Origin of the sequence: Flavobacterium sp., assembly GCF_049318325.1 — a bacterium.
GTDB lineage: Bacteria > Bacteroidota > Bacteroidia > Flavobacteriales > Flavobacteriaceae > Flavobacterium.
This window is the reverse complement of record NZ_JBMOGQ010000016.1, coordinates 19,420-27,383: the sequence shown is the minus strand read 5'-3', so window position 1 is coordinate 27,383 and position 7,964 is coordinate 19,420. Positions and strand designations below refer to the sequence as shown.

The following is a 7,964-nucleotide window of genomic DNA, read 5'->3' as shown; positions in this document are numbered from 1 at the left end:
TAGTTTTTTGTTTTTTTCAATAGTTTGTTGATCTGTGTTTCCTAATAATGCATCGGTAACGGTACCCAATAAAACTTCTTTTGAACTTCGGTTGTCATAAAAAGTTTTTCCACTAGATGCAGAGGAGGAACAGCTGTTTAAGATGCTTATAAATAATATGCTAAAACTAGCTAATATTAGATGTTTTTTTAATTTCATAATAGCACAAAATTATATTTTATTAGTCCTTAATGCAACGAATTGATAATCCATCAGTTTTAAAATAATCAATATTAAAAACTTCACAATTAGTAGTCAAAAAACGAATATTACCACTAAAAGAAGTAATACCTTCAGAAGAACTCCATCAATAAGCAGTTCCACCTAAATCACTAAATACCAAAGTCGATTTTTGTGTACGATAGCCTGCTGGTAATCCAGAGAAACCACTACTATTATTAGCGCAGGTGTTTGGGCTTGTCCAATGAACTGTAACTGTTTCTTTCATTTTGCTGCCAGCTGTATTAATTCCACCCAAATAGTTTGTTAAAATAGTCCATTCAGAATCAGATGGTATGTGATATCCAGCTGGTGCAAGACCACGCGGGTCATTCACTGCATACCAATTGTATAGTTTTCCGTAGGTTGCTCCATTAACTGGGTCATTGTTGTAATAGCACCACGCTCCAGTAGTAAGATTACTCCATTCTGTAGGGTCAGTAACTTGAGGAATAGGGTCTCCATTACGGTAATGATCTACCTCTAAGTTTTTTTTCATCCAAACTTGATTTCCAATAGTAATAGTGGTAGATGTTGAATTATTAGCAGAAGTATCACTTTTTGAGCAGGATTGCAATAGTGTAAACCCAATAAGTAATAAAATGGAGTTTTTTAAATTGTTTTTCATAATGAATAATGATATAAATTTAAAATTTTAGGTGTTAAAAAAGACAAATAAAAAAAATTATTTTAAAAATAGCAAATTTACCTCATTGATTTTAAGAGAATTGAGTTGGCTTTCATCGCATAAAAACTGCAACTTTTACCAATAAGAGGTTGACTAGTACTAAATAATAAAATTAATACCTAAAACAATATTTCTTCCAATATTTGGAATCCCGTCTGTTTTTAATCGGGACAAATGTGAAACATAAATCTTATTAAAGACATTATTAGCATTTAAATTGAAATTAAAAACAGCTTTGTTAATAATTAGCTTCCCACCTAAACCTAGATTTACTAAAGTGTAATCGTTGGTTTTGGTTTCAAATTCACTATTGTTGTTTTGGGCAAAAGTGTTTTCCAAATTTAAGGTAGCAAAACCTTCTTTCCACCAATTTTTAATTTCAAATTCTCCTTTAAAAGTATTGTTCCATTTATTAGCTGGAATTAAAGGCAAATTATTTCCATTGTTATTTTTACCAATAACCGTTTCAAAACTACTCGTAAAATGTAACCAATCTAGAGGATGCGGGTGAAAATGAATTCCTCCTTCACCTCCATATAATTTCGCATTTGCTTGAACATAATCATAAACATTATTGCCATCAATGACAGTCCCATTCGGAGTAATAAAGATGTAATTATTAATATGATTATAGAAACCATTAGCAAACAATTCAAAGTGTGAACTTTTAAATTCCAAATTCAAATCGGTTTGTAGGTTTTGTTCATTTTCTAAATTATCATTTCCAATTTCATAACGATTACTTCCTTCATGAACGCCATTCGAAGTTAATTCGGCCAAATTTGGGGCACGAAATCCTGAAGCTATATTTAATCGTAATGTAAAATCATCAGTCAAGTTAGTTTTGTATCCCAAGGAAGCATTAAAACTGTCGAAGCTTTTATCAATAGCTTCAAAATAACCTTCATTTCCAATAACTCCATGGGTTTCACTTGTCACTTTTCTGTTGCCAAAACGCAAACCTGCTTGTAACACATTTTTACCAAATTCATAATTGGCCGTACCAAAAACTCCAAAATCATTGGTTCTCGCATCTGGAATTAATAATTCTGCACCCAAATTGGTATTCGTTTGGTGCATTCCTTGAACACCAACAATGGTTTCTATTTTGCCTAATTTTGGTAAATAATATTTCAAATCATAATTGAATGTTCGCAATTTCATATGTAAAATTGCAATATTGCTGTCTTCAAATTCTCTTCGGTCATTAAAGATATAACCTAAATCAGCATCTAATTTTGAATTTTTGAAATAGAAATTATTGTGTAAACTCAAAATATGATTGTCAACTGCTTGTTTTGGAAATGTTGTAGTATGACTTGTTGATTGTTCTGCAATACCATTTTCTGGAATGCCTAAATCAAGCTTATTGAAATTATAGCGCAACACACTCGAAAAGCTCGAATTACTATAACCAATGCCGGTTTTCAAATCGGTTTCGTTGTAACGAGTATTGGTTAGCCGCTCGCCATTAGGAACTTGATAATCGGCATGGGTGTTGAAACTGCCACTGGCTAAAAATTTCCAATTTTCTGTGGAGGTTTTCAAACCAAGCGAAGAGTTACTTCCCAGCGAATTTAAAAATAATCGTTGACTAAAATCGGTTTTGAATTCTTTTGGATTAGCAAATTTTTCAGGATTGAAGTACAAAACACCACCCAAGGGATCAGAACCGTATAGTAATGAAGCCGGACCTTTAATAACTTCCACACTCTCTATTCCAGAATCGTTTAAACCCAAACCATGCTCTTCTCCAAATTGTTGATTTTCTAGTCGAACACCTTGTGAATAGACCAAAACCCTATTTCCGCTCAAACCTCGAATAACAGGTTTTCCGATAGAAGTCCCGGTTGAAACTTGAGAAACTCCCGGAATTGTAGCCAATCCTTCAATCAATGTTGCCGTTCCTTTTTGTTGTAATGATTTTAAACTTGCGTGTTCTACTTTCATTACATTTTGCGATTGTAATTTGTTAAAAGCTGTAGAGACAATCACTTCATCCATGTGTATTATACTCTCCTCCAAAGTTATATTCTGAGTAATTTGCTTCGCCAGTTCGCTATAGCTCGGGTCTTTTTCAGAAAATAAAACAGCAAGAATTTTAGTGGTATATCCAACAGATGTAAAAGAAATTTTAAAAGTGCCGTTGGGCAAATTAGTTAAAGTATACTTCCCTTCAGAATCAGAAATAGTTTCTTTATGAATTTCAGGAATGGAAATAATAACATTGGGTAATGCTTTATTGTCTTTATCGGAAACAGTTCCAACGATTGTATTCTGCGCAGTCACAACATATGAAAACCCTATCATTAGGGCAATGTAGATTGATTTCATGAAATAATTTTATTGAATAAATAAATACTTTACCGATGTCGTATCGGTTTAATAATTCACTTTAAACAATAAAATTTGGTGGCGCCCGAAGTGCGAAAAGACTTCCTCGGAAAAACTGGGTTATTTCTTTGGAATAATAAGGAAAATATTGGATAACAATCTCAACTTTTTGAGAAGTATACCATATTTTGGAAGGTGAAATAAAACTGCTGAAAGTAAATTCACAAACAAAGCATTGATCAAAACCTTCATGGGCATGACCAACTTCAGTTTTGTTTAAAGCGTATTTATGATGACAATGTTTTTCTGAAAATTGTTTTTTCAAATGGCTCATAGCATCAAACGACTGAAACAATATTGCCAGCAATACAAACAATCCCATGATTGGATTTACTATGAGTAAACTTTTCTTCATCAATTGCAAATGTAAGCTATGGTAAAAGAAAAACGGTTTGATTTAACAAATTTTATGATTTGCAAAATCAAACCGTTATCCATTATTGTCATTAGCTTCGCTCAGTTTGAAAAAGCTCTCTAGTCAATCGAACGCGGGAGTCTAAACCAACTTTTGAGCCACCAAATATTCAGCAATTTGTATGGTGTTAGTTGCCGCTCCTTTTCGTAAGTTATCAGAAACAATCCACATGTTTAATGAATTAGGTTGGCTTTCATCTCGGCGAATTCTACCTACAAATACATCGTCTTTTCCTTGAGCATATAATGGCATTGGGTAAGTATAAGTGTCTATATTATCTTGAACTGTTACCCCATCAGTATGATGTAAAATGTTGCGTATTTCATTAATATCGAAATCATTTGAAAATTCCACATTAACAGCTTCGCTATGACCGCCAACTACCGGAATTCTGATAGCAGTTGCAGTAACATTAATGCTGTCATCACCAATAATTTTTTTCGTTTCACGCACCAATTTCATTTCTTCTTTGGTGTATCCATTGTCTTCAAAACTATCGCATTGTGGAATTGCATTTCGATGAATTTGGTATTTATACGCCATTTCTCCTTTTACATCAGCATACTCATTTTCTAATTGTTGTACTGCTTTTACTCCGGTTCCTGTAATAGATTGGTAAGTAGAAACAATAACACGTTTGATGTTGTATTTTTTATGTAAAGGGGCTAGGACCATTACCATTTGAATGGTTGAACAGTTTGGGTTAGCGATTATTTTATCTGATGCAGTTAATTCAGCTGCGTTGATTTCAGGAACAATTAATTTTTTTGTTGGATCCATTCTCCATGCTGAAGAATTATCGATAACGGTGGTTCCGGCTGCAGCAAATTTTGGAGCCCAAGCTAAAGAAGTTTCTCTGCCAGCCGAAAACAAAGCAATGTCCGCTTTCATATCAACAGCGGTTTGAAGACCAACCACTTTATAGTTGATTCCTTTGAATTCAATTTCTTTTCCAACCGATTTTTCGGAAGCTACTGGAATTAATTCCGTTACCGGAAAATTTCTTTCAGCTAAAACTTTAAGCATTACTTCGCCAACCATTCCGGTTGCGCCAACAACAGCAACTTTCATATTTCTATTTTTATCGATTTATTATTTTTTAAGTACAAAAGTATAGAGAAAATTGGTTTATGTTTGGTTTTGGTAAAAAAATAATTTTTTACAAACTTGTCATTCTGAGGGACGAAGAATCTCATTAAATTATTCTTGTTATGAGATTCCTCCGTTGTCGGAATGACAAAAAGAAAAACCGTCCCAATTAATGAACGGTTTATTCCTAAATTGAATTCAGGATAAATTTAGAATATATAATGTAGCGGTATTATTTTTTCAGTAAATCTCTAATTTGTGTAAGCAATTCTTCCTGGCTCGGTCCGGTTGGAGTAGCAGGTTCAGCTTCTTCTTTTTTCTTCATACTGTTAATAGATTTTACCAAGATGAAGATAACAAAGGCAATTACTAAGAAGCTAATTACCGCAGCCAGGAACTTTCAATATAGAATTCCTCCGTCAGTTTTTAAATCAGCTAAGTTCTCAACTTGTGCTGCTTTTAATGCTGGGTCTAATAATGCAGGAGTAATAACATCTGTAACTAATGAATTTACAATAGCGCCAAAAGCGGCTCCAATGATAACTCCAACTGCCAAATCCATGGCATTTCCTTTTGCAATAAAGTCTTTAAATTCTGAAATCATTCCCATAATTGTTTTGTTTTTATTGGTTAATACAAAACTAAGGTAGCTAAATTTTTAACACTTTAAAATTACTCTCTGAAAAATACCCGTTTTACTCTTTGCGAAATGCTGGTCAAAATTTCATACGGAATAGTGTTTAATTCCTTAGCCATAAAAGGTACTGTTGGGTTTTCGCCAAAGATAATTACAGTACTCCCCTCCTTGCAATCAATGTCGGTAACGTCAACCATAAGCATATCCATGCAAATGCTACCAATAATTTTTGCTTGTTTCCCATTGATGGTTACGAAGCCAACACCATTACCCCAACTTCTGCGAATGCCATCTGCATAGCCAACAGGAATAGTGGCAACTTTGGTATTTCTTTCAGCAATAAATTTTCTGCCATAACCTACACTTTCGCCTTTATCAATAGTCCTGATTTGAGAAATAACAGATTTCAAGGTGCCAACATTTTCTAGTTCTTTCTGTTCTTCTTCATCGTTAGAAATACCATACAAACCAATACCTAATCGTACCATATCGTATTGTGCCTCAGGATAATTACTAATTCCGGAAGTATTTAAAATATGTAGGATGGGTTTTATGTTTAATTCAGTTTGTATTTGTGTTGACAGCTTTTCAAACAAGGCAATTTGTGATTTTGAAAAAGTATCGTGATTTAAATCGTCACTTGTTGCCATGTGCGACAAGATACTTTTAATTTGTACCGTTTCGTTTCCTTTCAGAATTTGGATTAAATCAACTAGATTATCTTCTTCAAATCCTAATCGGTGCATTCCTGTATCGATTTTGATATGTATAGGAAAATGTTTGAGTTTCTTTTGTTCGGCAATTTTTAAAAAAGCTTTTAATCCCTTTACAGAATAAATTTCCGGTTCTAAATAATGCTGAATAATTGCTGTAAAACTTGTAGTTTCCGGATTTAAAACCATTATTGGTACTCTAATTCCGGCATTTTTTAACGAAATTCCTTCATCGGCGAAAGCCACACCAAGATAATCAACCTTATGATGTTCGAGTAATTTTGCAATTTCAAAACCGCCATTACCATAGCCAAACGCTTTGACCATTACCATCATTTTAGTTTTAGGCTCTAATTTCGACTTGTAAAAGGTAAGATTATGACTGATGGCGTTGAGGTTAATTTCCAATACTGTTTCATGGGTTTTCTCTTCAAGTATGGAAACAATTTCTTCAAAATGAAAATTGCGAGCGCCTTTAATTAAAATGGTTTCATTCTCAAAATTTAGTTTTTCAAATGCATTCGTAAAATCGGATACATTTTTAAACGTAATACAATTAATAAATTTGCTTTTGTATTGCGTAATGGTTTCGCCAATTCCAATTACTCGGTTGATTTTATTTGAAATAATTAATTGAGAAACTAGAGAATACAATTCTTCATTTCCTAAACCACTTTGAAAAATATCCGACAGAATTATAGTTTTCTTTTTATGTTGGTTTTGATTTTCTAAAAAGTCCAAAGCAATTTTCAACGATTGAAAATCTGAACTGTAACTATCGTCAATAAGGGTACAATTATAAATGCCATTTTTAACTTTCAAACGCATTTCTACGGGATACAATTGCGCCATTCTAGTTTGAATTACCCTATGGTTATATCCAAAATAAAGCATCACCATCATACAATGAATAGCATTTTCTATTGATGCTTGGTCTTGAAATGGAATGGTAATCGGGAAAGTATCTTCTCTATATGTAACATGTAATTCAGTTACTTCGCCTATATTTTTTTTGGTAATAAAAACATCAGCACTTTTATCGTCTGAACACCAGCTAAACTGTTTTATTTTTGGATTAATAAATGCACAAATAGTTTTGTTTTTATTTAAAATCAAGACATTAACCGAAATAAACAGTTTTAGCTTTTCTTTTATTTTTTCGGCAACGCTTGAAAATCCTTCATCATGAGCCGAACCAATGTTAGTTAAAATCCCAATTGTTGGTTGAATTATTTTTTGCAGTTTTTCCATCTCATGCATTTGAGAAATGCCGGCTTCAAAAATGCCAAGATTGTGCTTTTCATTGATTCCCAAAATTGAAAGAGGTACACCAACTTGTGAGTTATAACTTTTGGGACTTCGGATAATATTGTAATCAGGACTTAAAAGAAAATTCAACCATTCTTTGATGATGGTTTTTCCGTTGCTACCTGTTATTCCAATAATAGGGAAGTCAAACAGACTTCGATAATATGCTGCAAACTTTTGTAAGGCGTCTAAAGTATCTTCAACGATTAAAAATTTGGCCTTAAGTTCTAATCCTTCTGGGATTTTCCTCACTACAAAATGAGAAACTCCTTTTGCAATAAGCTCTTCTATAAATAAGTGTCCATCATGATTAGGCCCATAGAGAGCAAAGAACAAAGTGTTTTCATCATTTAGCAACGAACGGCTATCAATGGAAATAGAATCAACAATAGCAGTTTCATTTTGTCCAACCCATTGGGCTTTGATAATTGAGACAATATTTCGGATGGTTAGTATCAAGAG

At 33.2% G+C, this 7,964-nt stretch carries 6 protein-coding genes and 1 pseudogene; all 7 read right to left on the bottom strand.

The window, feature by feature from the left end; all coding sequences use genetic code 11:
* A partial coding sequence (locus ACOYLP_RS03095) for a hypothetical protein (RefSeq protein WP_422854710.1) occupies window positions 1-198 on the bottom strand: 198 nt, incomplete at its 3' end.
* Window positions 199-346: 148 nt separating this feature from the next.
* Window positions 347-886, bottom strand: a complete 540-nt coding sequence (locus ACOYLP_RS03090) for a fibrobacter succinogenes major paralogous domain-containing protein (RefSeq protein WP_422854709.1) — start codon at window positions 884-886, stop codon at window positions 347-349.
* 159 nt (window positions 887-1,045) lie between these two features.
* The gene (locus tag ACOYLP_RS03085) at window positions 1,046-3,280 is read right to left on the bottom strand and encodes a TonB-dependent receptor (protein WP_422854708.1); all 2,235 of its coding nucleotides are present in this window, start codon (window positions 3,278-3,280) and stop codon (window positions 1,046-1,048) included.
* Between the two features lie 61 nt (window positions 3,281-3,341).
* Window positions 3,342-3,695, bottom strand: a complete 354-nt coding sequence (locus tag ACOYLP_RS03080; protein WP_422854707.1) for a hypothetical protein — start codon at window positions 3,693-3,695, stop codon at window positions 3,342-3,344.
* A gap of 141 nt (window positions 3,696-3,836) precedes the next feature.
* Window positions 3,837-4,826, bottom strand: coding sequence for an aspartate-semialdehyde dehydrogenase (locus tag ACOYLP_RS03075; protein ID WP_422854706.1), 990 nt, complete (start codon window positions 4,824-4,826; stop codon window positions 3,837-3,839).
* Window positions 4,827-5,076: 250 nt separating this feature from the next.
* Window positions 5,077-5,454 (bottom strand): annotated as a pseudogene (gene mscL / locus ACOYLP_RS03070) (large conductance mechanosensitive channel protein MscL).
* A gap of 62 nt (window positions 5,455-5,516) precedes the next feature.
* Window positions 5,517-7,961 carry a bifunctional UDP-N-acetylmuramoyl-tripeptide:D-alanyl-D-alanine ligase/alanine racemase gene (locus tag ACOYLP_RS03065; RefSeq protein WP_422854705.1) on the bottom strand — a complete coding sequence of 815 codons (2,445 nt, stop codon included), beginning with the start codon at window positions 7,959-7,961 and terminating at the stop codon, window positions 5,517-5,519.
* Window positions 7,962-7,964 lie beyond the last annotated feature (3 nt).

What these genes read in the sequence shown, in the direction of transcription:
- ACOYLP_RS03090 (WP_422854709.1), bottom strand. Translation starts at nt 886, where the DNA reads ATGAAAAACAATTTAAAAAACTCCATTTTATTACTTATTGGGTTTACA.
- ACOYLP_RS03080 (WP_422854707.1), bottom strand. Translation starts at nt 3,695, where the DNA reads ATGAAGAAAAGTTTACTCATAGTAAATCCAATCATGGGATTGTTTGTA.
- ACOYLP_RS03075 (WP_422854706.1), bottom strand. Translation starts at nt 4,826, where the DNA reads ATGAAAGTTGCTGTTGTTGGCGCAACCGGAATGGTTGGCGAAGTAATG.
- ACOYLP_RS03085 (WP_422854708.1), bottom strand. Translation starts at nt 3,280, where the DNA reads ATGAAATCAATCTACATTGCCCTAATGATAGGGTTTTCATATGTTGTG.